22 protein-coding genes, 1 tRNA gene and 1 pseudogene are annotated in these 25,695 nt (G+C 66.2%); 10 read left to right on the top strand and 14 right to left on the bottom strand.

The window, feature by feature from the left end; genetic code table 11:
* Positions 1-8 precede the first annotated feature (8 nt).
* A tRNA-Ser gene (locus PUN71_RS17275) sits at positions 9-98 on the top strand.
* 113 nt (positions 99-211) lie between these two features.
* Here the strand turns inward: PUN71_RS17275 and PUN71_RS17270 are convergent.
* Complete coding sequence (locus PUN71_RS17270; RefSeq protein WP_277799401.1) at positions 212-748, bottom strand: GNAT family N-acetyltransferase; 537 nt, start codon at positions 746-748, stop codon at positions 212-214.
* Between the two features lie 33 nt (positions 749-781).
* A complete protein-coding gene (locus PUN71_RS17265; RefSeq protein ID WP_277799444.1) occupies positions 782-1,513 on the bottom strand; it encodes an SRPBCC family protein in 732 nt (243 codons plus the stop codon).
* 215 nt (positions 1,514-1,728) lie between these two features.
* On the opposite strand from PUN71_RS17265, the gene PUN71_RS17260 reads away from it, so the two are divergent.
* Positions 1,729-2,349 (top strand): Rho termination factor N-terminal domain-containing protein, encoded by a 621-nt coding sequence (locus tag PUN71_RS17260; RefSeq protein WP_277799400.1) that lies wholly within the window; start codon positions 1,729-1,731, stop codon positions 2,347-2,349.
* A 68-nt stretch (positions 2,350-2,417) separates the two neighbouring features.
* Here PUN71_RS17260 and PUN71_RS17255 read toward each other — a convergent pair whose 3' ends face one another.
* From PUN71_RS17255 to PUN71_RS17210, 10 genes are read right to left on the bottom strand one after another with little or no spacing between them, the layout of a single operon-like run.
* Entirely contained in the window at positions 2,418-4,697 is a 2,280-nt protein-coding gene (locus PUN71_RS17255) for a gluconokinase, GntK/IdnK-type (RefSeq protein ID WP_277799399.1), read from the bottom strand.
* 12 nt (positions 4,698-4,709) lie between these two features.
* Positions 4,710-5,939 carry a D-mannonate dehydratase ManD gene (manD, locus tag PUN71_RS17250; RefSeq protein ID WP_277799398.1) on the bottom strand — a complete coding sequence of 410 codons (1,230 nt, stop codon included), beginning with the start codon at positions 5,937-5,939 and terminating at the stop codon, positions 4,710-4,712.
* 50 nt (positions 5,940-5,989) lie between these two features.
* Entirely contained in the window at positions 5,990-7,441 is a 1,452-nt protein-coding gene (locus PUN71_RS17245) for a mannitol dehydrogenase family protein (protein WP_277799397.1), read from the bottom strand.
* Positions 7,438-8,841, bottom strand: a complete 1,404-nt coding sequence (gene uxaC / locus PUN71_RS17240; protein ID WP_277799396.1) for a glucuronate isomerase — start codon at positions 8,839-8,841, stop codon at positions 7,438-7,440. Before uxaC ends, PUN71_RS17245 begins: the two co-directional genes overlap by 4 nt.
* A 3-nt stretch (positions 8,842-8,844) precedes the next feature.
* Positions 8,845-9,750 (bottom strand): sugar phosphate isomerase/epimerase family protein, encoded by a 906-nt coding sequence (locus tag PUN71_RS17235; RefSeq protein ID WP_277799395.1) that lies wholly within the window; start codon positions 9,748-9,750, stop codon positions 8,845-8,847.
* A gap of 4 nt (positions 9,751-9,754) precedes the next feature.
* A complete protein-coding gene (locus PUN71_RS17230) occupies positions 9,755-10,918 on the bottom strand; it encodes a Gfo/Idh/MocA family protein (protein ID WP_043455958.1) in 1,164 nt (387 codons plus the stop codon).
* Positions 10,915-11,763 carry a sugar phosphate isomerase/epimerase family protein gene (locus PUN71_RS17225; protein ID WP_277799394.1) on the bottom strand — a complete coding sequence of 283 codons (849 nt, stop codon included), beginning with the start codon at positions 11,761-11,763 and terminating at the stop codon, positions 10,915-10,917. Before PUN71_RS17225 ends, PUN71_RS17230 begins: the two co-directional genes overlap by 4 nt.
* A 2-nt stretch (positions 11,764-11,765) precedes the next feature.
* Positions 11,766-12,689, bottom strand: a complete 924-nt coding sequence (locus PUN71_RS17220; RefSeq protein WP_043455961.1) for a carbohydrate ABC transporter permease — start codon at positions 12,687-12,689, stop codon at positions 11,766-11,768.
* Positions 12,686-13,696 carry a carbohydrate ABC transporter permease gene (locus PUN71_RS17215; protein ID WP_277799393.1) on the bottom strand — a complete coding sequence of 337 codons (1,011 nt, stop codon included), beginning with the start codon at positions 13,694-13,696 and terminating at the stop codon, positions 12,686-12,688. The genes PUN71_RS17220 and PUN71_RS17215 overlap by 4 nt, the downstream gene beginning before the upstream one ends.
* A 6-nt stretch (positions 13,697-13,702) precedes the next feature.
* Positions 13,703-15,064, bottom strand: coding sequence for an ABC transporter substrate-binding protein (locus tag PUN71_RS17210; RefSeq protein WP_205622307.1), 1,362 nt, complete (start codon positions 15,062-15,064; stop codon positions 13,703-13,705).
* A gap of 217 nt (positions 15,065-15,281) precedes the next feature.
* On the opposite strand from PUN71_RS17210, the gene PUN71_RS17205 reads away from it, so the two are divergent.
* Positions 15,282-16,334, top strand: a complete 1,053-nt coding sequence (locus tag PUN71_RS17205; RefSeq protein WP_277799392.1) for a LacI family DNA-binding transcriptional regulator — start codon at positions 15,282-15,284, stop codon at positions 16,332-16,334.
* 156 nt (positions 16,335-16,490) lie between these two features.
* On the opposite strand, the gene PUN71_RS17200 is transcribed toward PUN71_RS17205, so the two are convergent.
* Together PUN71_RS17200 and PUN71_RS17195 are read right to left on the bottom strand one after the other, a co-directional pair.
* On the bottom strand, positions 16,491-17,738 hold the full coding sequence (locus PUN71_RS17200) for an FAD-dependent oxidoreductase (RefSeq protein WP_277799391.1): 1,248 nt from the start codon (positions 17,736-17,738) through the stop codon (positions 16,491-16,493).
* Positions 17,731-19,017: an MFS transporter gene (locus PUN71_RS17195; protein ID WP_277799390.1), complete on the bottom strand. Its 1,287-nt coding sequence runs from the start codon at positions 19,015-19,017 to the stop codon at positions 17,731-17,733. The genes PUN71_RS17200 and PUN71_RS17195 overlap by 8 nt, the downstream gene beginning before the upstream one ends.
* Before the next feature lie 48 nt (positions 19,018-19,065).
* On the opposite strand from PUN71_RS17195, the gene PUN71_RS17190 reads away from it, so the two are divergent.
* From PUN71_RS17190 to PUN71_RS17160, 7 genes and pseudogenes are all read left to right on the top strand, one after another.
* A complete protein-coding gene (locus PUN71_RS17190; RefSeq protein ID WP_277799389.1) occupies positions 19,066-19,872 on the top strand; it encodes an IclR family transcriptional regulator in 807 nt (268 codons plus the stop codon).
* Between the two features lie 112 nt (positions 19,873-19,984).
* Positions 19,985-21,115 (top strand): cupin domain-containing protein, encoded by a 1,131-nt coding sequence (locus PUN71_RS17185; protein WP_277799388.1) that lies wholly within the window; start codon positions 19,985-19,987, stop codon positions 21,113-21,115.
* Positions 21,115-21,963, top strand: coding sequence for a fumarylacetoacetate hydrolase family protein (locus tag PUN71_RS17180; protein ID WP_043455971.1), 849 nt, complete (start codon positions 21,115-21,117; stop codon positions 21,961-21,963). Before PUN71_RS17185 ends, PUN71_RS17180 begins: the two co-directional genes overlap by 1 nt.
* Positions 21,963-22,718 (top strand): maleylpyruvate isomerase family mycothiol-dependent enzyme, encoded by a 756-nt coding sequence (locus tag PUN71_RS17175; protein WP_277799387.1) that lies wholly within the window; start codon positions 21,963-21,965, stop codon positions 22,716-22,718. The genes PUN71_RS17180 and PUN71_RS17175 overlap by 1 nt, the downstream gene beginning before the upstream one ends.
* 229 nt (positions 22,719-22,947) lie before the next feature.
* Positions 22,948-24,543, top strand: coding sequence for a PucR family transcriptional regulator (locus PUN71_RS17170; RefSeq protein ID WP_277799386.1), 1,596 nt, complete (start codon positions 22,948-22,950; stop codon positions 24,541-24,543).
* A complete protein-coding gene (locus PUN71_RS17165) occupies positions 24,540-25,490 on the top strand; it encodes a glutaminase (RefSeq protein WP_277799385.1) in 951 nt (316 codons plus the stop codon). Before PUN71_RS17170 ends, PUN71_RS17165 begins: the two co-directional genes overlap by 4 nt.
* A gap of 45 nt (positions 25,491-25,535) precedes the next feature.
* A pseudogene (locus PUN71_RS17160) lies at positions 25,536-25,695 on the top strand (amino acid permease); the annotation flags it as partial.

Here is a 25,695-nt window from a genome sequence, read left to right as displayed (position 1 = left end):
TTGAGGTTGGTGACGTGTCCGAGCGGCCGAAGGTGCAACACTCGAAATGTTGTTTGGTGTAAAAGCCAACGTGGGTTCAAATCCCACCGTCACCGCCACGCAGAAAGGCCCCGGTTCTTTTGAATTCAAAGGAACCGGGGCCTTTTGCTTGCCATCTCCGCTGGGGAATCAGGACACCAGGGCTGCCTTTTCCGGACACAGGCCACCGGCCCTAGAGGATCCGCTGGTACATCCGGTGGTCCTGCCACTGGCCGGCTATCCGAAGGTAGGCGCGCGCCGTGCCGTACGCCTCGAATCCGTTCTTTTCCAGCACCCGCTGGGACGCGGTGTTGTGCACCAGGGTTGCGGCCTCGAGCCGGTGAAGCCCCACATTGACTTTCGCGAGTTGCGTGACGGCAGCTACGGCCGCCGTCATCAGCCCTCTCCGTTGGTAGGAGTGGGCAATCCAGTAGCCCAGATGGGCATTCTGGAACGCGCCGCGCACGATTGAGCTGAGGTTCAGCAGCCCCACAATGCCTGCATCTCCTGCCAGCACCAGTGGCAGTGCCGTGCCGGCGTGAAGCTCGGCCAGCCGCCTGCCGATCACTTCCCGCTGGCCCTGCACCGTATAAAAACTCTCCGGACGGACGGGCTCCCAAGGAGCAAGGTAGGACCGGTTGGCCTGGAAAGCCGCTGCCAGTGGCGCTGCATCTGACTTCTGGACAGGACGAAGGAAAATACCCTCTGAAAGTTCACAGGAGAAGTCCACTGGGCCAGACTACGCGGGTAGCAGCGTGGCCCGCTAAGGGGCCGGCGACGGCGTGCCCGGCCCCTGCATACCGGCTCGCTTCCTGATGCCCAGCAGCATGGCCCGGTCCATGACCAGGTAAGCGGGCCGAAGAATGAAATCGGTGACGCGGAGACTGGTGGGGCGCCGGGAACCATAGCGGGTCCTCAGGAGCAGCCGTGTGGCTGAGCCGTCGACGGGACGGAGGACGAACTGCCAGGTCCCGGTCACCGTCCCCGGCGGCGCGCCGGGGCTGGAGTCCAGGACCAGGTGCCGGCCCGGTTCCAGGTCCACTACGCGCGGCCCCTGCCGCCCACCGGGATATCCCTCCGGGGTAAAGGCAATAATGTCGCCCACCTTCAGGTCCTGCCACTCGGGATGGATGCGGTCCGCGTTGGTGACTCCCAGATGGAGCAACCCGTTTTCCACCCACGTGTAGGAGTACAGGCCTGCGCGGTCGACGCCCATTTGCACGAGCCATGGCCACACGTCCTCCGGCCGGGCAGGGACGGTGACGGCCATTGTCTGGATTTCATCGGCGTCGGGAACCAGTTCGTCCCCTGGCAGGGGCATAACCTTTTCGGCGTCCGTTGCACCCCACTCCCCCAGCATGCGCGGCAACACAGCATGGGTGAGGACTCCGGCTGCGGCGGCAAGACCCAGGAATCCCGCAAACCGTCGGCCAGGGCGGGCGGCGCGCGGGGAACGCAGCCCGGGCGCGCTAAGTCCCAGCACCTCCGGCATCATTCTGCCCACGGCACACCTCCTTATAGTCCGCTCTCCAGGGAGCCTACAAACCGGACTGCCATCTGCCCCAGAGTCCAAAGCCCCATGGAGCACGGCACACCTGCGCACCGCACCACAAGGCCGCCCTTGACTCAGGGCCGGTCCCCGGACTAGAAAGTAAGTAGCCTTATTATTTGTTGGTTCTGCCGAACCGTTCTGCAAAGGGAGGACAAGCCATGAGTGAAAAGCCGGGTAACCAGACACCGAATACGCCCGACGTCAGTGAGACTGAGCTGCGCAACATGAAGGTGGACGAGCTCCGCCAGGAGGCCAGGGAGGAGCACATCAGCGGCGCATCTGGCCTGCGCAAGGAAGAACTTGTGAAAGAGGTGGCCCAGGCCCGGCAGGAGGACGCGGATAACGGCCGGGGCCGCAACAGCCGCTCCGGGGCGGACGACGAAGAAGACCTGGGAGCCGGCCCCGACGGCGGCAGGGTCCGCCATGGCGACGACTCGTCCAAGTCGTTGAAGTACTCGCAGGAAATTACGTCCACCGAGGAGGAGCCAGAGCGCGAAGGACGCAGCCTCGCGACCACACACCATGAGGTCATCAGGCAGTGGGCGGAAGAACGCGGCGGCGTTCCGGCGACTGTTGACGGCACGGAACACGGGGACCACCTGGGCGTCCTGCGCATCGACTTCAGGGAGAAGGACGCGAACCTTCGTGAAGTCAGCTGGGAGGAGTGGTTTAAGACGTTTGACGACCGCGGGCTCAACTTCATCTACCAGGAACAGAGGTCCGATGGGAGACAGTCCAACTTCTTCCGGCTGGAGAACCCGGAGCGTGAAGACGCCTAGGGGGACCCGGGCCTGAAGCATAAAGGAGGCGCCACCGCTGCTGCGGTGGCGCCTCCTTCGGTTGGTTCCTAAAGCCGGGTGTCGAAGGACCCGCAGAATACGTTGTCGTTGAACGTGCCCTGGAACTCCGATTTGCCCTGGATCTTGTCCACGGCTGCCCGGATGGCTTCCCGGGTGCCCGCATGGGCGTGAATGGCTGTCTTGACCATGGGCACGTCGATCAGGTGGTTCGGCTGGTTCAGCGAGACGAACACCGTGGGCACTTCCGTGACGTACCACGGGATTTCCGCTGCCATCGGGGAAGACCACTTGATGCGGATGGCTGCTTCCTGCGCAAAGCCCTTGACGTTGGCGAAGACAAACGCAGCGTCGTACTTCTCCGCGTAGTCCCCCGTGGCTTCCTCGGCCAGGACCCGCATGAAGTTCATCCCGGCCTCCCCTGCTGCCTCACGCTGCTCAGCAGTCCGGAACAGGTGCACCTCGAAACCGGCGGCTTCCAGCTCCTCCTTGACTACGTCCAGGTAGGCAAGCGGGTCGGCGCGGGTGAAGTCGGCGCCACCGGAAATCCCGTACAAACGGATCCGCGGATGTGTGGCCGGAGTGATGGGAAGGTTTCCTGCCGTGTCCTTGACCAGGGTCACGGTCTTGTCCGCAATCCCAGCGGCAATGGCCCGGTGCTCGGCGGATCCAATGACCGCAAGTGCTCCGGGAGGAGGCACCAGCTGGTCAGCAGGCTTGAGGTGCAGGCCCAGCGACGCCTTCAAACCGAGGATCCGCCGCAGGGCGTCGTGCAGCCGTTGCTCGGTGATGACTCCGGACTTGTAGCCGTCCAGCATGTACTGGAAGTCCTCAGCGGGGTTCCGGAAGAACAGGAACATGTCGCAGCCGGCAGCGATCGTGGCCGGCACCAGGTCCTTGCGCTTCTTCGCCTGGGTCAGGCCCACCATCTGTGAGGCATCCGTCAGCACCAGCCCGTTGAAGCCAAGCTCACCGCGCAGCAGGTCCTGCAGCAGTTCCGGAGACAGCGTGGCCGGCAGGATCTCCGCGTCGGCAATCCCGGGCCGGAAGTGCCGGGAGACCTCGGGCGCCCCGATGTGGCCGACCATAATGGACTGCACGCCGTGCGCAATCATCTCCCGGTACACATGCCCGTACGTCCGGTTCCACTCCTCATAAGAGAGGGTGTTGTAAGACGTGACGACGTGCTGGTCGCGCTCGTCGATGCCGTCGCCCGGGAAGTGCTTCATGGCGCAGGCCGTGGGCGATTCGCTGATGCCGTCGAAGTATTCCTTGGCACGCTCCACCACGATTTCCGGGGTGTTCCCGAAGGAACGGGTGGAGATGACGGTGTTCCGCCAGTTGTAGTGGATGTCCACGATTGGCGCGAACGCCCAGTTGCACCCCAGGGCCGCGGTCTCCACTCCGGCCACCTGCCCCATCTGCCGGGCAATGGTCTTGTCCGGGTGGGAGCCTGCCTGCAGGTGCGTGGACACGAACGTGCCGTCATCGCAGCTGCCGGCTCCGCCCATTTCCGGGTTGGACGCAATCAGCAACGGGATCCGCGTTTTGGACTGTGCGTAGCGGATGTGTTCCTGGACGGCGGCGGATGGACCCGGGCGGTACCGCATGCCGCCCACGTGGTAGTTCTCCAACACCCCGTCGAGGTACCCGGGCGAGTAGTCGTTGTTGTGGTTGATGAAGAGCTGCCCGATCTTTTCCTCGAGCGTCATGGCACCGAGGGTGCCTTCCACCCAGGCGATCGCCCCGGCGTCGAGGTTGAACGGCGCTGCCGCGAGGTCGACGTCGAACTGCCGCGGCCGGGTGCCGGACGCATCCTTGCCTGGAGGTACGACGCCGCCGATCCCCTTAAGTGCCTGGGCCACCACGTCGGCGACGGGCGCGGCGATGTCCACCACCACGCCGCGCTCGTCTTCCTGGAGTGGTTCGAGGGTGGCGAGCTGGGAGTCGAGCAGGGCTGGTGGCATGAAGTGGCCGGTGCGGCCTTCGGTTCGTGCCTTGAGGACCTCCCTGCTGCCGTTCAGGTGCAGGAAGATGGTGTCCGGCGCCTGGGCGCGGATGGCGTCGCGGTAGCTGCGGCGCAACGCGGAGCAGGCCAGGACCAGTCCGCCGTCCCCGGCAGCAGCCAGTTCAGATCCCACCGTTGCCAGCCAGGGCCAGCGGTCCTCGTCCGTTAAGGGCGTCCCGGCGGCCATTTTGGCGACGTTCTCTACAGGGTGGAGGGAGTCGCCGTCCAGGAACGGGACGCCGAGTTCGCGGGCGACGAGGTCGCCAATGGTGGTCTTGCCGCAGCCGGAGACGCCCATCACGACGATGCGGATCTTGTTCATGCGGGTGCTTCCTTACCAGTCGTGGACGGTGCCGTCGACCAGGCGGTTGTAGGGCAGGTAGGCCTGCTGGTACGGGTAGGCCGCGGCGGCTTCCTCGTTGAATTCGACGCCGATACCCGGCTTGTCACCGGGGTGCAGGTACCCGTCCACGAACGTCATGGACTGCTCGAAGACCTCGTTGGTCCTGGCCGAGTGCTGCATGTACTCCTGGATCCCGTAGTTATGGATCGCCAACCCCACATGCAGCTGCGCCGCGAACCCCACCGGCGAAATATCCGTCGGACCATGGAACCCCGACTTGATCTGGTACTGCGCAGCGAAATCCATCACCTTCTTCAACGGCGAAATCCCGCCAAAATGCGTGGACGCCGCCCGCACATAATCAATCAGCTGCTCCTTGATCAGCGTCTGGAAGTCGAACACCGTATTGAAGATTTCACCGATCGCCAGCGGCGTGGTGGTGTGCTGCCGGACCAGCCGCAAACCCTCCTGGTTCTCCGCCGGCGTGCAGTCCTCCAACCAGAACAAGTCATACGGCTCCAGCGCCTTGCCCAGCTTCGCCGCCTGGATCGGCGTCATCCGGTGATGCCCGTCATGCAGCAACGGGATCTCCGGACCAAACTCATTCCGCACCGCCTCAAACACCGTCGGCAGGTGCCGCAAATACGCCCGGGTATCCCAGTCCTCCTCCTGCGGAAACGCACCCCGCCCGGCCGGCTCATAGTCATACCGCTCCCCCGACGCCTGCGCCTGCGCCGCCACCCCATAAACAGCCTTGATCCCCGGGATCGCGGTCTGGATCCGGATCGACTTATACCCCAGCTCCAAATGCTCCCGCACCGAATCAAACAACGACTCAATATCCGACCCCGACGCATGCCCGTACGCCCGCAACCCGTTCCGCGACGCACCGCCCAGCAACTGGTACACCGGCAACCCGGCCACCTTGCCCTTGATATCCCACAACGCCATATCCACCGCAGCGATCGCCGCCATCGTCACCGGACCCCGCCGCCAATACGCACTCCGGTACAGGAACTGCCACGTATCCTCAATCCGGTGCGCATCCTTGCCGACCAGCAACTGCGCCACATGCTCCTTCAAATACGCCGCAACAGCCAACTCACGACCGTTCAACGTCGCATCACCAATCCCGGTCACACCGTCCTCCGTCGTGATCCGCAACGTCACGAAATTCCGCGACGGACTGGTAACAAACACATCGGCGGCAATGATCTTCATGGGATTTATTGTTCCTTCCAAGGGGATGGGGTTGGCGGTGCAACCTGCGTTCACGTGTGTGCGGGGGTGGCGGAGCCGGCCGGGTTGGCGCTGAGGGTTCCGGACAAGGCTGAGACCAGGGCAAGGATTTGCGGGTCCTCGGCGAGGCCGGCGCTGACCAGGCGGAGCAGTGCCTGGATCCTTCCGGTGCCGGGCACGGCGTTGGCTGCCCTGATGTCTGCGGCCAGCGGGTCCTGGAATTCGGCGCCGGAGCCGGCGTAGTCGATCCATGCGGCAAGCATCAGTGCGCTGCCGCTGCCGCGGCGGCCTGCGGCCCGTTCCGCCATCAGGACCGGGACGGCGCGCATGCGCAGCTTGGTGGTCCCGTCGGCCGCGATCTGAGCCAGCCGGTGGGCGATGCGGGCATTGCCGAACCGGTCCAGCAGGGCCTGCCGGTACTGCGGGATGTCCAGCCCGGCAGCGGTCAAGTGGTTTGCCGCCTCGTCCCAGAATTCCTCCACTGCCTTCCGGCACACCGGATCGGATAGGGCTTCGGCCACCGTTGCGTGGCCGCGGAGCTGCCCGGCGTAGGCCAGGATCGAGTGTGAACCGTTGAGCAGCCACAGTTTGCGGTTCTCATACGGCTCGATGTCATCGACAACCACGGCACCGGCGTCCTCCCAGCGCGGCCTGCCGGCCGGGAAATCACCGCTGAGCACCCAGTTGCGGAACGGTTCGGCCACCACCGGCGAGCTGTCGCGGTAGCCGCATTGTTCGGCCACTTCCGTGGTATCCGCGTCCGTGGCGCGGGGAGTAATGCGGTCCACCGAGGTACTGACAAAGCTGACGTTGGCGTCGATCCACTCCGCCAGGCCTTGGCCCCAGGCCCCGGCCAGGCCCAGGACGGCACGGCGGGCTACCTCGCCGTTGGCCGAAAGATTGTCGCAGCTGACGACGGCGAGGGGTCCCGCGCCGCTGTCGCGGCGCCGGGCGAGGGCAAGCACCAGCCGGCCCAGCGGCGTGCCGGGCACCCCTGCCTCCCCTGGTCCTGTTCCCCCGGACGCTGCTGCCGACAGCGCCCGGAGGTCTTCCGCGACAGCCGGCGCGTCGGCGTCGAACCTTCCATCCGCCGCCAGCCCGTAGGCTGCCTCGGTGATGGTCAGCGTGACGATCGCCGTTTCTTTCGCCGCCAGAAGCTCGCACAGACGGCCCACGTCGGCCCCGTCCACCGCCTCGACAATGCTGCCGATAACCTCGAAGCTGTCCCCGGCTGCCGAACGCTCCACCAAGGTGTACAGGCAGTCCTGGGCGGACAGCGCCTCGGCGGCATCCGGGCGGCGGCCGGTGAACGCCGCGATCCCCCACTCCCCCGCGTCACCGGCGTGCTGGGTGTACCAGGCCTGGTGGGACCGGTGGAACGCGCCCAGGCCAAGGTGCACGATCCGCACCGGCGCCGTGGGCAGCGGCTTCAGGGTGCGGTCCAGGACCGGCAGTGCACCCGGGGCGGGCGGGACAGCGCTCACAGCTTGAACACCCGCCGCGGTGAAGCATCCACGATGTCGACAATCAGTTCCTGGGCCCGGTCCTCGGTGATCCGGTGCTCGGCCACCAGGCGTGCCAGGAAGGAGGCCTCGATCCGCCGCGCCGTATCGTGCCGGGCAGGGATGGAGCAGAAGGCGCGGGTGTCGTCGATAAAGCCCGAGGACCGCGAGAAGCCCGCCGTCTCCGTCACCGCCGACCGGAAGCGCAGCATCGCGTCCGGAGCGTCCAGGAACCACCACGGTGCCCCCAGGTACACCGACGGGTAGAACCCGGCCAACGGCGCCAGCTCCCGGGAGAACACCGTCTCATCGAGCGTGAAGAGGACCAGGTGGAAGTCCTTGGCCGTGCCGAAGTCCTGCAGCAGCGGCCGGACGGCCTCCGTGTAGTTGACCGCCACCGGAATGTCATGACCCGTGTCGGCTCCGAAAGCCTCGAAGGTGGGCGTGTGGTGGTTGCGGAACGAGCCCGGGTGGATGGTCATCACCAGGCCGTCCTCCACCGACATCCTGGCCATCTGGTACAGCATGTGGGCCTCGAAGGCATCCCGTTCCCGCGGCCCTGCCTGGCCGGTGCGGCCGAGCTCGAAAAGCCGCTCCGCCTCGCCGTCGTCCAGTTTGAGGGTGGCCGGGGTGAACACGCCGTGGTCGGCGGACACCCCGCCCCGGTCCACGAAGTGCCGCCGCCTGGCTTCGAGCGCCTTGATGTAGCCGGCGTAGCCGGTGGCGCCCTCCCCTGCGGCGCTGATGAGGCGCTCCACGTTGTCCTGCCACGCCGGATGCGCCATGTTCAGGTACTGGTCCGGCCGGAAGGTGGGCAGCACCCTGCCTGCGAAGGCAGGATCCGCCTGCAGCGCTGCGTGGCTGTCCAGGGTGTCCAGCGGGTCATCCGTGGTGGCCAGGACCTCGATGTTGAATTCCTTGAACAGCTCGCGCGGGCGGAAACCGGGCTCCGAAAGTTTGGCCTGCAGGGCGTCGTAGAGCCGGTCGGCGTTGTCCGCGGACGGCTCCTCCTGCAACCCGAACACTTGGGCGAACTCCTGCCGGATCCAGTACCCGGACGCCGTTCCCTCGAAGTTGGGCCACGCTTCGCAGAAGCGGCGCCACACCTGCCGTGAATCAGCAGGCTGGCCGCCAAGCCCCAGCTGGTCCATGGGGACCCCGCCGGCATGGATCAACCGGGTGACGTAGTGGTCCGGAGTGACCAGGAGCGCGGCAGGATCAGGGAAGGGAGTGTTCTGTTCGATGACCGCCGCGTCCACGTGTCCGTGCGGGGATATGATCGGCAGCCCCTCCACCCTTTTGAAGAGGGACCGGGCAACCTCCCGGACACCGGGATCAGCCGGCAGCAGCCGGTCCGGGTGGTCCGCTATTGGCTGGCCCATTGCTCAACGCCTCCTGGCCGGGACGGAGAGGCCTGCCAGGGCAGCCGTGGAGCGAAGGTACTCGAGGTTGTCCGCCGTACGCTCGGCCAGGGGTAGCTCGGTGGAGAAGTCCTCCACGGTGACCCACCCGTCATAGCCGAAGGCCGCGAGCGCCTTGAAGTACTGCAGCACGCTGCCCTGGCCCGAGCGGAGTGGGGCCCACTCATTGCGGTAGACGGCGGCGCCGGACTCATCGGTTTCGCCGCTGTTGACCCAGACCGCGTTCTTGACGTGCACGTGTGCCAGGTAGTCGCCCAGGAGCTCGAAGGCGGGAAGGTAGTCCTCCTGCCCTTCGATAAGCAGGTTCCCCAGGTCGTGGATAACGCCCACGTGCCGGGGGTCCAGTCCGTCCAGCAGCCGCAGCGCGGACGACGCGGAAGCGGTGATGGTCCGGTGGTGCAGCTCCACAAGTGCCTTGACGCCGTGGTGCGCAGCCCGTTCGGCGATCCACTCGAAATCGCGGCGGGCTGCGGCAAAGAGTTCCGGGTAGGGCGTGCCGCTGGCCGGTTCGTTGCCCCATGCCGCAGTCCCCAGCGGAAGCGTGGTCACCCTGACCTTCTCCGCGCCCAGCCGGGCCGTGGCGGCCAACATGCGGTCCACGTCCGCGTGGTTGTCGCACCGTGCGTACCCGCCAATCCCGGAGAACTCCAGGCCAGCATCGCTGGTGAGGCTGGCGATGCGGTCCAGGTGGTCTTCCATCCCGGTAAGCGGGACCGTGGCCCTGTTGCCGGCCCAGAAGCCCGGTTCTGCGGCGTCGCCCTGGTCGGTGATGCGCCATTCGACGCCGTCCCAGCCTTGGTCGGCGAGGTGCTTCACTGCTTCTTCGGGAGTCCAGTCGGGGGTTGATGCCGTAAATACTGAAAACTTCATTGCTTCAGGCACTTTCTGCCGCGGTGTTGCCGGTGCGGACTTCGAGGTCGTTGTACTTGCCTGCCAGAACGTCGTCGAAGAGGACGGGCTGGCCCAGGGTGGCAGACACGTAGACGGAACGCACCGCAGCGAGCGCGTTGACGGCGTCGCTGACGGTGACGCCCGGCTGGCGTCCGCCGGCGATGGCGGCCAGGATGTCGCGGTATTGCCGCACGTGCCCGGCGGGGTACGTGGTGGGGTCCGCCGCCTTGTAGTCTTCCTCGGGATACTTGGCCAGTTCTTCTTCCGCCTGGTTGCCGCCGCCCTGCAGGCCCATGTCCGCCGATTCACCGCCGGCGTCCTTGCTGTGGAAGTACTCCAGCCGGTCGTTGTCCACCACGGCCGAGCCTTCGGATCCCATCAGCTGGACGCGCACCGTCAAACCGGGGTAGGCCGCGGTGGTGGCGTGAAGGACGGCCAGGCCGCCGTTTTCGAAGGTGATGGTGGCAACGGCGGTGTCCTCCACCTCAATCCGTTCGTGGGCGAGCCGTGCCGTGTGTGCGTGGATCTCCACAGGGCGCCCCATGAACCAGAGGAGCAGGTCCACGGTGTGGACGCCCTGGTTCATCAAGGCGCCGCCACCGTCCATGGACCAGGTGCCGCGCCAGTCACCGGAATCGTAGTAGCCCTGGCTGCGCCACCAGGCCACGGAGGCGATGGCTGACGTCAGCCGGCCGAAGCGGCCTTTCGCCACGGCGTCCGCGACAGCGACGCTGGACTGGTCGAACCGGTGCTGGCTGATGACCGAGGCGATGATGCCCTTTTCCGCGGCTTCCTTTGCTGCGGCCTCGATCTCCTGGGCCCTGGTGAGATCCACATCCAGTGGCTTCTCGATCACCACGTGCTTGCCGGCGGCCAGGACCTCCAGGCCCTGTTGGATGTGGAGGCCGCTGGGGGTGGCCAATGCCACGAGGTCGATGTCCTCAGCCGCGAAAGCTTCGGCCAGGGAACTGAACTGCGGCGGCCGTTCGCCGCCGTTCTTTTCAATGAAGTCCGCGAGGGATTCCGCTGCCGCCGGGATGGCGTCGACGAGGGCGACGATCCGGGCCTCGGGAAACGACTGGAGGGCTACGGCGTGGGTGCGGCCAATGACGCCGCACCCCGTGATGGCTACGTTCAAGGTACTCATGCGGTCTGGACTCCTGCTTCTGCGGTGACTTTTGCGAAAGCGCGTGCGGCGATGCCGAAGGCGGTGGGACCGGAGAACCCGCCCAGGCCATGTGCCCCCGCCAGGTGCGGCTCCAGGGACGCGAAGCCCTGGTACCGGTCAGCCTTCAGCGCCTCGACGGTGCGGAGGACGTCCCCGTCCCCTTCACCGGCCGGGACCACGTGGCCATTTTCGAACAACGCATCTTTAACCTGCAGGTATTCAAGGTGCGGGCGGAGCTTGGCGTACCCCTCGTCGAAGGGCTTGACCCCCACCTGGACGAAGTTCGCGGCGTCCCAGGCGACCTTAAGGGCCGGCGAATTGACGGTCTCAATAATGTCCAGCACGCGGTCCGGGACATCCCCGAAGATGTCCTTCTCGTTCTCGTGCAGGAGGATCACCCCGCCTTCCTCGGCCACCCCGGCGAGCGCCCGCATCCGCTCCATGACGGCGTCGCGGATGCTCTCCACCTGTACGGATTCCCCGTAGTAGAAGGAGAAGATCCGGATGTACCGTGCATCCAGGACTTTGGCGGCGTTGACCGCGCGGCGCAGCCGTTCCACCTCGTGCTCCACGGGAAGGCTGACATCCACCTTGCCAATCGGGGAGGCGATGGCCGAGACCTTCATGCCCTTTTCCTTCAGCAGGGACGCGAGGGCCTGGAGCTGTTCGTTGCTGAGGTCCACGATGTTGGTACCCCACGCGCTGCGGACCTCGATGTGGTTGGCGCCGAGGGCCTGCAGCACGGCGATCTGGATTGCGGGGTCGTCGTCGATCTCGTCGCCGAAGCCTGACAGCTGCCACGTGGTCTGCGTGGTCGAAACCATGGTTATTTAACTCCTCCGGCGGTCAGCCCGCCTACTAGGTAACGCTGGAAAATCAGGTAGAGAATGACCACCGGAGCGGCACATACCAGCGCCGCCGCCATCATCTGGCCGTAGTAAGGGATGGCGCCGCCTTCCTGGGAGGCACCAAAGATCTGGAGCGCGACGGCGGCGGTCTGGCTTTCCGGCCGTGTCATCACCGAGGCGAAGAGGACGTCGTTCCAGCCGAGAAGGAAGGCGAAGATGCCGGAGACAACGATGCCGGGCCAGCTCAGCGGCAGGATGATCCGGAACAGCACTCCCAGGTTGGACGCGCCGTCGATCCTTGCTGCTTCTTCCAGTTCCTTGGGAAGCCCGCGCAGGTAGGTGACCATCACCCAGGTGGAGAACGGCATGGCGAACGTCAGGTAGGTGACGAACAGGCCCCATTGGGTTCCGATGACCTGGATCCCAAGGTAGGTGGCGGCTGAGGAAAAGAGCACGAAGACCGGCAGCACCATCAGTGTTCCGGGAACGGACTGCAGTGCCAGTAGGCCGCGCAGGATGGTCAGCCTGCCCCGGAAGCTGTAGCGGACCAGCACGAACGCGGTGGACACGGACAGCGCCGCCGAGACGACGGCTGTTGCTCCCGCCACCAGGACGCTGTTGGTGAGGCCGGTGGCCAGGCCCACGCTGGTCCAGATCTTCGAGTAGTTGTCGAATGTGACCGAGGACGGCCAGAACTCGCCGTTGGCCACCCCGATGTCCGAGTTGACCGAGGCCAGGAAGATGTACAGCACAGGAGTCAGGACCAGGACGCCGAGGAAGACCAGGACGAAGATCAGCAAAGGGGTGGGCAGCAGCCGCAGGACCTCATGCTGGCGGTGGGAACCGGGACGGTCGACGTGGAAGGCCGCCGTGCCCTGCCTGGTGGCTGTCGTGGTGCTCATTTCTTTGCTCCAGGTGATTCGGCGTCGTCAAGCTTGACGGCACGGAGGTAGACGAACAGCGGAATGGCGATGAGGACCAGGGAGATGAAGGCCATCGCGGCGCTCAGGCCAAAGCGGAAGCTCTGGAAGCTGGTGACGTAGGTCAGGATGGGCAGGACCTCGACGTCGGCCGGCGCCGGAACGCCGAACAGCACGAACGGGAGGGTGAAGTTGTTGATGTGGTGCAGCATCCCGATCAGGAAGGCCAGGGCCAGCGGGCCCTTCAGGTAGGGGAACACCACGTAACGGAGCTTGTTCCACCACAGCGCGCCGTCCAAGGCCGAGGCTTCGTGCACCTCGTGGTCTACGGACTGAAGGCCGGAAAGGGCCAGGAGGTAGATAAACGGCCAGGAAGCCCAGATCTGGACCAGGACCAGCGTCCAGAAGGTCTGCGGCCCGTTGAGCCACAGGCCTACGTGGATGCCCACCGTGGCAAGGGCTTCATCCACGATCCCGCCGGGCTGGAGCATGGTCCGCCAGACGGTGGCTACTACGAAGGACGGCAGGACGTACGGAATCAGGAAGATCGAGCGGATGACTGCCCGGCCTTTGAACGCGTTCTGGGTGGCCACGGCCGCGGCGATGCCCAGCGGCAGGGTCACCACCATGGCCAGCAGCGAGTAGCTGACGCTGAGCCAGACGGAGTGCAGCAACGGGGAGTCCGTCACCGCTTCAACGAAGTTTTCCACTCCGATGAACGGCGAGCTGATCCACTTCCGCAGGGTGTACTGGTCCAGGTTCAGGACGGACATGTAGATGCCCAGCAGCAGCGGGACCACGATGATGATGATCATCAGGGCTCCGCCCGGGATCAGCATCCATAGCGGGCGGTTGCGTTCGCTCAGGCCCTTGCGGCGCAGTCCGCCCTTGTGTCCGGGCTGGCGTCCTGTGTCGTCGGCGGGGCGGGGCGCCCGGCCCGCGGCGGTATCCGCCGCAGGCCGGACTTCATGGGAGGCGTCGGTCGACATCAGAACCTATCCTTTGGAGGCCCGGTCCAGGGAAGCCTGGCCCTTGTTCTGGGCGTCCTTGATCCTTTGTTCGAGGGCGGACTCGTCCACCTTGCCGGCGGCCAGGTCAGGGACGGACTGGACGGTGACGTTAAGGAGTCCCAGCTGGATATCGCCCCAGGCGCCGGTGAACGGAGTGGCCTTGGACTTGGCGGCGGCGTCGGCGAGCGGCTTGAGCTTGGGGTCCGTCAGGCTGGCCAGGGCTTCGGCGTTTGCAGGCAGGTCGCCGAAGATCTTTTGGTAGTTCAGCTGCTCATCCTTGGAGGTGATCAGCTTGATGTAGGCAAAGGCAAGGTCCTTCTGCTTGGAGTAGTCGGCCACCACGAGGTTGTCGCCCGAGAGGATGCTGGCGGCGTCGCTGTCGGACTTGGACTGCGTCTCACCCGGGGCGATGGTGGGCATCAGTGTGTATTCGTACTTGCCGGCAACTGCCGACTTGTCGAGTGTGGGGATGGAGCTGGAGGTGGTCATCATCAGGTAACCGGCCTTGCCGCTGGCGAAAGCTGCCACGGCGTTGCTGTTGCTCCAGCCCACGGAGGCGGGGTCAACAACCTTGTCGTTGGTCAGCCAGCCGAAGTACGTTTCGTAGGCCTTCTTGACGGTGGGATCGTCCATCTTCAGCTTGTTGCCGTCAACCAGCGGGTTGCCGGCCTGCACGGCCATGGCCCAGATGAACTTCCAGGGGTCGTAGTTGTCCTTGTAGCCGGTGGCGATGCCGTACGTGTCGCCCTTGGTCATCTTCTTGGCCTGGGCTGCCAGCTCGTCCCAGCTTGTGGCCGGCTTGTCGATGCCGGCAGCGGCCAGCAGGTCCTTGTTATATGCCATCACGAACGGACGGCTGACGAAGGGGATGCCGGCCTGGTGGTCCTTGTCCGGTCCTGAAATGCCGAGGGCGGCCTGGTTGAAGCGGTCCTTGCCGCCCACGGCCTTCCAGTCGTCGTCCGAGAGGGTCACGAAGGCCTTGGTGGCGTAGGCAGTCGGCGTGAAGGTGGTGCCCAGCCCATAGATGTCAGGCCCTTGGCCCGATACGACCGAGGTCTGGATCCGGGTGAGCTCGTCATTGGCCGAGGCGAAGGTCTCGAACTTCACGTCGGCGCCGGTCTCAGCCTTGAACTTGGCGGCGATATCGCTCTGCCACTGTTTCTGCTGTTCGGGGTACTGGCTCAGGACGCCGACCAGGACGTTGAGGGTCTTGCCCGTGCCGTCCACTTTCCCATTCGCGTTGGTCGAGCCTCCGCTGTTGCCGGAGCCCCCGGATCCACAACCGGTCAGGGCGAGTGCTGCAGCCGTGACTATTGCCGCGAGCCCAGTAGTCGATTTAAACCTCATTGTTTTTCTCCTCTAGGACACCCGCATGGCCACATCCGTCCTGTGGCGGAAATCACTGCAGGCGACTCGAGAGCCAGTCTAGGAAGATGGCAAGACGGTGGCAAGCGGTTGCCAAAAATTGCCATCAGTGCTCAGATTGATGCATCGGAAGTCAGGGCACGCCGGCGGAAATTTTGCCGTGGCGGTTGGTCCAGCCAGTAGTGAAAGGTCCAGTGCCATGGCTGATTCAGGGGCCGCAGACACCACCAGGGGAAGCTCAAGAGCGGCAACCCGCCAGGAGCGGCCACCCACTATCCGCGATGTGGCGGAACTGGCCGGCGTTGCCACGTCCACGGTATCCCGGGCGCTCGCGCGGCCCGACAGGGTGAACCCCAGGACGCGGCTGCGGATCGAAGAGGCCGCCGCGGAACTGAACTACGTTCCGAGCTCGCAGGCGCGGGGACTGAGCTCGGGACGGACCAATGCCGTGGCCGTGCTGGTGCCCGACATTACCAATCCGTTCTACTTCGACATCATCCGGGGCACGCAGCACCAACTGAAGGCTGCGGGCGTGACCCAGCTCCTGGTGGACACCGAGGAATCCAGCGAAATGGAACTCGATGCGCTGCATAAGATGCGCAAGTCCGCAGATGGATTCATCCTGGCCGCCTCGCGCCTGACCGATGCCCAGCTGGCGGAGGTTTCGCAGTCACAGCCCCTGGTGACCTTCAACCGCGCTTCCACCAGCGCACCCACGGTGATGATCGATACGCCGTCCGCCATCATCCAGGCCCTGGAGCACCTTGCATCGCTGGGCCACCACAAGGTCTGCTATGTGGCGGGGCCACCTACCTCGTGGTCCAACCAGATGCGCTGGAAGGTCTTCGAGGAGGACGCGACGAAGCGGGGGATGGAGGTGCACCGGATCGGCCCGTACACGCCCAAGACGACGTCGGGGGCGGCGGCGGCGGATGCCGCGGTCAGGACGGGGGCCACGGCGTGCATTGTGTTCAACGACCTGCTGGCCATCGGCATGCTCCAGCGGCTGCAGGCCCGTGGCATCAGGGTTCCGGCCGACATGAGCATCGTTGGTTCGGATGACATTTTCGGCGCGGACTTCTGCAATCCCCCGCTGACCACCATCTCAAGTCCCATTGAGCAGGCCGGAAGGGTTGCAGTGTCCATGCTGCTGGCGCAACTCAACCCGCTTGCGGGCAATGCCAGCCGCCAGCTCGCGGTCATGCCCACGCACCTGACCATCCGCGAGTCCACAGGCCCCGCGCCCCGGTAGTGGACACGGGGGAACTACTCCTCAACGCCTTCTTCGCGGTGAACGGCAGGACCCCAGGTCTCACCGGGTTGTAAACGCGCCCACCCCAAGCAAAAGGTGGGCGTACGACGGCGGGAGCCCACCCGCCGTCGTACGCCCGCCCTTGGAGTGCGGTGCTTAGGCCTCTGCCAGCACTGCGCTGGCCGGAACCTCCGCCGGGGTTCCGGGCTGGTTCCGGCCATACAGCCAGTCGTTGTACTGGAAGTTGTTGTCGCCGCGGCTCTTGAACAGCATGTTCCGCAGGACGCGTGCCACGCCGTCCACGTGCCAGGATTCCCCCCAGATCCGCGCGGTCCGCTGCACGCGGGCGGTCCGGGCGGCGCGGGCCTCATTGAATTCGCGGAAGGCAGCTTCCCAGGCACCGGCGTCGATGCCCCCGGCGGTGAAGACCTTGCCGCGGGACACGTCCTGCAGGACGGCCGCGTCCTCCAGCGCCTGGCAGGCGCCCTGGGCCAGGTACTGCAGCATCGGGTGGGCGGCGTCGCCGATCAGCGCCATGCGGCCGGAGACCCAGTTCTCGATCGGGTTGCGGTCATACATGGGCCAGCGGATACCGGTGGCCAGGTTCTTCAGGGCTTCCTGCACGGCGGGGACGCAGTCCTTGTAGGCCGCCTGGAGTTCGTCCACGCCGCCGTACTGCTCTTCTCCACGCTCAAAAGACGGGGACTTGAACACTGCCACGGTATTGAGCAGCTGGCCCTTGCGGAGCGGGTACTGGACCAGGTGGCAGTTCGGGCCGAGGTAGACGATGACGTCCTCCAGGTCCGCGGCGGGGGTTTCCTCGGTGATGGGCACGGTGCCGCGGTACGCCACGTAGGCCGAGTTGACGGGGCCGTCGTTGGCAACGGTGGCGCGGAGGGTGGACTTCAGCCCGTCCGCTGCCAGGATGGCGTCTGCCTCGAACACCTCGCCCTTGGCGCTGTAGGCGCGGGCCCGGTCTCCGCCGGTTTCCACTTTCTGCACCAGGACGTCGTTCACCAGGGTGACGCCGGCCGCCTGGCATGCTTCGAGCAGGATCCGGTGCAGGTCGCTGCGGTGGATCACCACGTAGGGGGCGCCGTAGCGTTCCTCGAACTCCCCGCCCAGGGTCTGGCGGGTCAGTTCCTCCCCCGTGACCGCGTCGCGGAACACCAGGTGCTTGGGCTGGACGCCGATTTCCAGCGCCTTTTCCAGCAGGCCCCAGCGCTTGAGGACGCGGGAGGCGTTGGGCGCCATTTGCAGGCCGGCCCCGACTTCACCGAAGGCCGGTGCCACCTCAACCAGGGTGACGTCGGCGCCGTTTTCGCGCAGTGCCAGCGCGCCGGCCAGTCCGGCCATGCCGCCACCCACCACCAGGACATCGGTGGAATCTTTGACGTTAGACATTGGAAACTCCTACTGCTGTTGATTTCTTGATTTTGATGCCCACTGCAGCGATCAGGACTGCCGCTGCGGCTGCTGCTCCGGCAAAGGCCAGGAAGTTTGAATTCACGCCCAGGCCCGCTGCGAGCAGGAGCCCGCCGGCCTGCGGTGCGGCCACGGCCCCGATCCGGCCCACGCCCAGGGCCCAGCCCAGCGCAGTACCGCGGAGGTGTGCCGGGTAGTGGCTGGCCACGGCGGCGATGATGAGGCACTGCGTGCCGTGCGTTCCCACGCCGGCAAGCACCAGCATGAAATAGACGACGGCGACCGGCGGCCCGGTGACCAGGACCAGCAGTCCGATGGCCGCCACCGCCGCTGCCGCAATGGCAGTGGGGATGGGGCCGAACCGCGTGCCGGCCCAGGCGGTCAGCACCGAGCCCGCAACGGCCCCAAGGTTGAGTGCCAACGCGAACGTCAGGGCGGACCCGAGGTTGTACCCGGCCAGCTGCATGAGGTTGGGCAGCCAGGTGCCCAGGCCATACCAGGCGAAGAGGGTCACCAGGGTGCCGATGGCGAACAGCAGGCTGATCCCGAGGTACGGTGCCCGAAGAAGGGAGCCGAACCCGACGTCTCTGGCACCGCCGGTCCTGCCGCCGGCTTCGGGTGCCAGCGTCTCCGGCAGGTAGCGGATGCCCAGCGGAATGACCACCACCAGGGCGACGACGGCGACCAGGAACATGACCGGCCAGCCGAAGGCGGGAATCAGCGGGATGCCGACGAGTGCTGCGATGGAGCCGCCGATCGGCACGCCGGACATCATGAGCGTGGCGATCGTGGAGCGCCATTTTTCCGGGACGAGCTCGGCTACCAGGGCGTTGGCGGACGGCACCAGGCCGCCCAGCCCAACGCCCGCCAGGAGGCGGAGGCCGCCAAAGACAGGCGCGTTGGGGGCGAATGCGCAGAAGATGGTGAAGACGGAGAACACTATGGCGCAGCCGATGATGGTGCGGCGCCGGCCCCAGGTATCGGCCATGCGGCCGGCGAAGACTGCTCCGATCATCATGCCGACGAAGGCCATCGACCCGATGGTGCCGGCAGTGGCCTTGGTCAGGCCCCAGCCGGTATCGCTGATGAGCGAGCCCTGGACCGTCCCATACACGATCAGGTCATAGCCGTCGAAAACGACCAGCAGCCAGCACACCAGCACGGCGAGCACGGAACGCCGGGGAAACCCGGAACGGCCTGCACCCGCGGCGGGGGCGGCCGTGCGCTGCGGCGCTGCAGCGGAAGTTGTGTGATTCATCCCACCACTGTGCTGGCAGGCGCGCTTGGAGGCCCATAAGATTCTGTTATGCAGAATCTTCCCGCCCGGCGGAAGCCCACCTATTCCATCGAAGCAGTGGACAACGCCCTGCAGCTGCTCCAACTCCTTCGGGACGTGGGGAGCCTGCGGCTCAAGGACGCCGCGGCCGAGCTTGGGGTGGCGCCCTCCACGGCGCACCGGCTCCTGGCCATGCTGGTCTACCGGGGTTTCGCGGTCCAGGACGAGACCAGGCGGTACGTTCCGGGTCCTGCCATGGGCGCGGGCCCTGCCGGCTTCAGCTGGACGCGGCAGTTGCGGGACATCTCCCGGCCGCACATGGAACTGCTCTGCGCGCGCACCCACGAGACCGTGAACCTCATGATCCGGGTGGGCACCAAAGTCCGCTTCCTGGACACCGTGGAAAGCACCAACATCCTCAGGGTCGGGGACCGGCAGGGCACCCTGCTGCCGGCGCACAAGGCGTCGGGCGGAAAGGCCATCCTGGCCGAGCTGGAACCGGCGGCACTGGACCAGCTGTTCCGCAGCCCGAACGCGGAGCTAACCGGCGACTATATCCCCGACGCCGAGTACCCGGCCTTCCTGCGCGAGCTTGAGTCCGTCCGGGCCAATGGATTCGCCGCAAATTTCGAGGGCACCGAGGAGGGAATCAGCGCCTTCGGGATGGCGCTGCACAACGGGCGGGGCATGGTGGTGGGGGCCCTGAGCGTGGCCACTCCGGTGGCCAGGTTCCGGCCCCTGTTCGATGCCGGACTGGTGGGCGTCATGATGGAAACCAAGCGCCAGCTGGAAATGGACATCGCGGCCAATCCCGCGGACGGGTCAGCAGGCGGCTGACCCGCACAGGGGGACCAAAATTCTGGCAGCCAGAATATACTGGGGGTCACAGCGCATCCTTCCCTAAGGTCGAATCCACGCCGCAGTCAGTCCGCACGCAAGGAGAAGGCCAGTGTCGATCAGCGCTGAAAACCAAACCCACGAATCCGTGGCACAGGAACACCATGTCCCGGAGCCCACCGCCGAGGAAGCTGCCCAGCTTGAGCAGCTGTACCGGGATTTCGATAAAGAAAACCTGATTCCGTTGTGGACGGAGATCGCGGACCTGATGCCGATGGTCCCGTCCCCCAAAGCCGTGCCGCATGTGTGGCGGTGGGATGATCTCTACCCGCTGGCTGCCCGTGCCGGGGACCTGGTGCCCGTGGGCCGTGGCGGGGAACGCCGCGCGATCGCGCTGGCGAACCCCGGCCTGGCCGGCACCCCGTACGCCACCCCCACCCTCTGGGCCGCGATCCAGTACCTGGGCGGCCGGGAAACAGCCCCGGAGCACCGCCACTCGCAGAACGCGTTCCGCTTCGTGGTGGAGGGTGAGGGCGTGTGGACCGTGGTGAACGGTGACCCGGTCCGGATGTCCCGCGGCGATTTCCTCCTCACCCCGGGCTGGAACTTCCACGGCCACCACAACGACACCGACGAGCCCATGGCGTGGATCGACGGCCTGGACATCCCGTTCGTGCACTACGCCGATGCCGGGTTCTTCGAATTCGGCACCGAACGCGTCACCGACGAGGCCACCCCGGACATTTCCCGCTCCGAACGGCTGTGGGCCCACCCCGGCCTGCGCCCGCTCTCCGGCCTGGAGAACACCACCAACTCCCCCATCGCCGCGTACCGGTGGAAGTACACCGACGCCGCGCTCCGCGAGCAACTGCTGCTGGAGGACGAGGGCCATCCCGCTACCGTGTCCCAGGGCCACGCCGCCATCCGGTACACCAACCCCACCACCGGCGGGGACGTCATGCCCACCATCCGCGCGGAGTTCCACCGCCTGCGGGCCGGCGCCGGGACCGAGACCGTCCGCGAGGTGGGCTCCAGCGTCTGGCAGGTCTTCGAAGGCACCGGCACCGTGACCCTCAACGGCGAAACCCGGGTCCTGGCCAAGGGCGACCTGTTCGTGGTTCCGTCCTGGGCAGCCTGGTCCCTGCAGGCCGAGACTGAGTTTGATTTGTTCCGGTTCAGCGACGCACCCATCTTTGAGCGCCTGAACTTCAACCGCACCTACATCGAAGGACGCACCAAGTAATGAAACTCCTCACCCTCCGCCTCGATTCCACAGGCAACGGCGGCACCGAAGCGCGTACGACGGCGGTCCGCCAGGACGGCGATACCCTCACCGAGATCCCGGGGTTCGCCGACGTCGGGGCCCTGCTGCAGGACCCCGCCTGGGAAACCACCGCGAAGGCGGCCAACGGCGCAACGCACCCTGTGGCCGGCGCCGACCTTGCCGCCGTCGTCCCGTCCCCCGGCAAGATCATCTGCGTGGGCCACAACTACCGCAACCACATCAAGGAGATGGGCCGCGAAGTCCCGGCGCACCCCACCCTGTTCGCCAAGTACGCCGAGTCCCTGATCGGGCCCAACGACGACCTGGCCCTGCCGCAGGAATCGGACACCGTGGACTGGGAAGCCGAACTCGCCGTCGTGATCGGGAAGCAGGGCCGACGCATCCCCGAAGCGCAGGCCGCAGAGCATATCGCCGGGTACGCCGTACTGAACGACATCTCCATGCGCGACTACCAGTTCCGCACCATCCAGTGGCTGCAGGGCAAGACCTGGGAGAAGTCCACCCCGTTCGGCCCGGCCCTGGTGACCCAGGATGAATTTACCCCCGGGCCGCTGATGACCTCGGCCGTGGACGGCGAGGTCCAGCAGAGCACCCCCACCTCGGACCTGGTGTTCACCCCGGAGTTCCTGGTCTCCTACATTTCCACCATCATCACCCTGAACCCGGGCGACGTGATCGCCACCGGCACCCCCGGCGGCGTGGGCCACGCCCAGGATCCCAAGCGCTACCTGCAGGAGGGCCAGGTCCTGGTGACCACCATCGAGGGCCTGGGCCAGCTGACCAACCGCGTGGTCAAGGAAGCCTGATGGTTGCCCGGCACGACCAAACCACCGATCCGGTCCTGCTCGACGGGCTGCTGCAGGCCCGGCGCGGCACCGCGTTCTTCGCCCGCAAGCTCAACGAGCTCACCGACGCGGAGCTGGACGGGGACTCGCTGCTGCCGGGCTGGACCCGCCGCCACGTTGTAGCCCACGTGGGCTACAACGCCCGGGCGGTTTCCCGCCTGGTGGAGTGGGCGGCCACTGGCGTGGAAACACCCATGTACCCGTCGGTGGAGGTCCGCAACTACGAGATCGACTTCGGGGCCACGCTCAGTCCCATCGCGCTGCGGAATCTGTTCGACCACTCCGCCGTGCACCTGAACGTGGAGTGGCGGGACCTGCCCGCCGACTCCTGGCACCACAAGGTCAAGACCGTCCAGGGCAGGACCGTCCCGGCTGAGGAGACGGTCTGGATGCGCACCCGCGAGGTTTGGGTCCACGCCGTCGACCTGGTCAACGGGGCCACCTTCAAGGACATCCCCGCGCCCGTCCTTGAACGGCTGCTCAAGGACATCACCGACGCGTGGCATGCCCGCGGCACGGACAATGACCTGGTGGTCCAGGTGGACGGCACCGCCTTATCGTTCGGGGACACAACCGCCGCATCGTCGCCCACCATAGTTTCCGGCCCGCTGGCTGCCATCGCCCAGTGGGCCACCGGACGGGGCACGGACGGAACCAGGGCACAGCACGACGGCGGATCCGTCACCCCGGTGCCGGCGGCGCCGGCCTGGATCTGACGCCGGCGCCATGTGTCCACCGTGCCGGAGGCGGGCCAGCGCGGCCGGTCCGCCTCCGGCATTGCTGCCCGGCACCCTGTTTCCGCCTGGACCTACGGCGCCTCGGGCTGGAAACCAAAAATGCTCCCCGGGAGTTGGAACAGAATCCATAATCCACCCCCACCAGGCTGGATAGCATGAGGTAACCGGACAGAGCCGTCCGGCAGGACCCAATGCAAAAGGACAACCCATGGCCGCGGTTACGGTGGATGACATCCTCTCGGATCTTCCGCTTGGCTTCGCCAGCCTCATCCTCCGGCCCGCACCATCGGCGCCGGATATCGAACGGTTCCTGATCGTCGACGCCGATGACGAGGGCGTCCACGCCGCCGGGGCATTTGTCCTGCTTATCGGCGTCCGCGGCCGTTCCGCATTGCCTGCCCTCCGCCGCCTCCTGGACAATCCGCCGCCCGTCGTGGCGGTCAAGGGCAACCGCGAAGATGTCGCCGAGGCCGAAGAGCTCCTCGGCGCCGCCGGTTCCGGGCTCCTGCTGGTGGACCCGGCCGCTGACTGGGACCGCCTGCTTTCCATTGCCAAGGACCGGATCCAGCCGCGCAGCTACGAACGCGAAGTACTCACCCTGCTTGAGGAAGACCTGTTCGCCATTGCCCAGACAACCGCCCGGCTGACGTCGAGCCATGTCCTGGTCGAGGATGCGGCCAACAAGGTCCTCGCCTACTCCACGGTCACCAACGACATCGATGAACTCCGGAAAGCGTCCATCCTGTCCCGCCGCGGCCCGAGGAAGTACGAACTGCTGCTCAAGGACCTGGGCGCCTACCGAGAACTCCACCGCACCCGCCAGCCCGTGCGGGTGCCTGCCAGGCCGCAGGACGGCCTGCGGGAACGGGTGGCCATCGCGCTCTTCGCCGGTGAACGGATCATGGGGTACATCTGGCTGCAGGAAACCGGCGACGGGTTCGGCCCGGACGTCGAATACGTGCTCACCGGGTCCGCGGCCCGGGTATCCGCCGAACTCATCCGCTACCGCAACCAGCAGTCCGTCCACATGCGGGAGGACCGGATTGCGCGGATCCTGTCGGGCCCGGCGGAAGCCGCCGCCAGTGCACACAGCGGCAAGATCCCGTCGGAGCGTCCCGCGGCACTTCTCCTGATCGGCATGTCCGACGCCGACTCCCGGGCTGAAGACGCCGCGCTCAAGCACGGGGAACTGGCCAACCTTGCCTCCATCCATGCCGCTGCCTACAAAGCATCCGCCGTCGTCGGGCAGTTCAACGGTGACACCGCCATCATCATGCCGGACCTGCAGTCCGGGACCGCGGAGGCGGGACTGCGGTCCCTCGCCGAAGCAATCGTTCGGGACGCCCGCAAACACCTCGGCATCACGCCGTCCGCCGCGGTGGGGCCGCTGGCCCCGGACCTGCTGTCCATCCACACCGCCACCGGAATCACCGAGGCCCTGCTGGCCTGCGTGCGCAGCGCAGAGGCAGGGTCGGTGGCCACCGTTGACGACTTCGAAGCGGAAATCCTGTACCGGCAGGCGGTGCGCAACTTCCACGATGCCCCTTTCCGCCACCGCAGCCTGGCCGCATTGCTCCATGACGACGCCGAGCTCGCAACAACCCTGCAGGCGTATTTCGACGCCTCCTTCGACGTCGCCGAATGCGCCAAACGGATGAACCTGCACAAGAACACCGTCTACTACCGCGTTGCCAAGGCGGTCCGGGTCACCGGGCTGGACTTCGGCAACCCGCGCGACTCCCTGGTGGCCCTGCTCCATCTCCAGGAATGGGCCGCCTCCAACGACAATCCAGGCAGGAAATGAGCACCACACTCAGCGCACCGCCCCTTGGCCTCCTCCTCGGGGACATCGTCCGGCGGCACCGCCCGCAGAAGAAAGAAGGAGGCGTCCCGGGAAACATCCCCTTCCTGGCCACGGTCCCGTTCGACCGCTTCGGCATCGCCGTCGCCACCACCTCCGGTGAAGTCTTCAGTTCCGGCGACGCCGACGTTCCCTTCTCCATCCAGAGCATCTCCAAAGTGTTCACCCTGGCCATGGCCCTGCAGGGAAGCCGCTCCGCCCGGCTGTGGTCGCGCGTACTGCGCGAACCCTCCGGAACGGCGTTCAATTCGCTGGTCCAGCTCGAAGCTGAACACGGCATCCCCCGCAATCCCTTCATTAACGCCGGCGCCCTGGTGGTCACGGACCACCTGATGGAAGAGACGCCCGACGCCGCCACGCAGCTCCTGCGGTTCCTCACCAGGCAGGCAGGCACGGAGGAAGGGACGGCCGTCCCCGGCCCGTTCATCGACGAAGCCGCCGCTGCGGGCGAACTGGCCGGCAGCAGCCGCAACCTGGCCCTGGCGCATTTCCTGAAGGACTTCGGCAACCTCACCCAGCCGGCGGAATCGGTGGTGGAGAACTATGTCCGCCAGTGCTCCATCATGATGAGCTGCGTCCAGCTGGCCAAGGCCGGCCTGTTCCTTGCCAATGACGGCCAGGGGACCTCCGGCAGGGTGCTGAGCCCCAGCGAGGCCAAGCGGATCGGGTCCATCATGCTGACCTGCGGCATGTACGACGCCGCGGGCGAATTCGCGTACCGGGTGGGCCTGCCCGGCAAGAGCGGGGTGGGCGGCGGCATCCTGGTCATCGTCCCGGGCCAGTGCGCCATCTGCGTGTGGAGCCCGCGCCTCGATGCCAAAGGCAACTCCCTTGCCGGCACCGCTGCCCTTGCCGACCTCTCCGACCGCACCGGTTGGTCAGTCTTCTAAGTTTCCCCATCCAACAAGATCTTTTCCGGATCGAAAGGAATACCCATGCCCAACAACCCCAATGAAGAGGTTGAGTTCGACCACGTTATTGATGGTGGTCATGCGCATGCGTCTGAGACCTCCCTGCACGCGGAGGACAAGGGTTACCACAAGAACCTTAAGCCGCGGCAGATCCAGATGATCGCGATCGGCGGTGCGATCGGTA

Origin of the sequence: Arthrobacter sp. NQ7 (assembly GCF_029581595.2) — a bacterium.
GTDB classification, from domain to species: Bacteria; Actinomycetota; Actinomycetes; order Actinomycetales; family Micrococcaceae; genus Arthrobacter; species Arthrobacter phenanthrenivorans_B.
The sequence above is the reverse complement of the archived record's forward strand: the minus strand, read 5'-3'. Positions and strand labels throughout refer to the sequence as shown.